We start from the raw sequence: 653 nt of genomic DNA on the forward strand, positions 1-653 counted from the left end.
CGCGAGCTCGAGGGCCGCCTCGGCACCGGCCCACGCGTGCCACGCGGGGGAGACGTCGAACCGCCGCGCCCCGGCGGCCAGGTGCAGCTCGGGCCCGTAGCACGACGCCCACGGGTCCTCGCCCGAGTACCAGCCGGCCGTGAGGGGCGTGATCTCGTCGAGCGCCCGGTCGCCGACCGACATGAACGCCGCGCCGCGCGGCGCGGAGAGCCACTTGTACGCGTGGCAGACGACGATGTCGGCTCCGAGGTCGGTGGTGGGGAGCCATCCGGTCGCCTGCGTCGTGTCGACGAGGCTGAGCGCGCCCGCCGTCCGGGCCGCGGCGATGACGGATGCCGCGTCGGCCACCTCGCCCGTCGCGGACTGCACGAGCGAGAACGCGACCAGCCAGGTGGTGGGCCGAACCTCGTCGGCGAGGTGGTCGAGCGGCACGTGGCGGACGCGCAGGTCGCCGCGGGCGAGGAACGGAGCGATGACCGAGCTGAAGTCGCCGTCGACGCAGACGACCTCGGCGCCGGCCGGGGCGGATGCCGCGACGAGCCCCGTGAACACCGAGACCTGCGAGCCGACGGCGACGCGGTCGGCGGTGGTGCCGAGCAGGGTGGCGGCGTGGCCGCGGGCGCGTTCGACGACGCCGGTGTACTCGGCGGCCG

Annotated in this window: 1 protein-coding gene; it reads right to left on the minus strand. The window is 76.1% G+C overall.

Annotated features, from left to right (window positions below):
* Positions 1–653, minus strand: a 653-nt coding sequence (locus ESO86_RS18180) for an aminotransferase class V-fold PLP-dependent enzyme (protein ID WP_129236069.1), incomplete at both ends; no start/stop codon positions are given.

The sequence above is a fragment of the Agromyces binzhouensis genome (assembly GCF_004135055.1).
Taxonomy (GTDB): domain Bacteria; phylum Actinomycetota; class Actinomycetes; order Actinomycetales; family Microbacteriaceae; genus Agromyces; species Agromyces binzhouensis.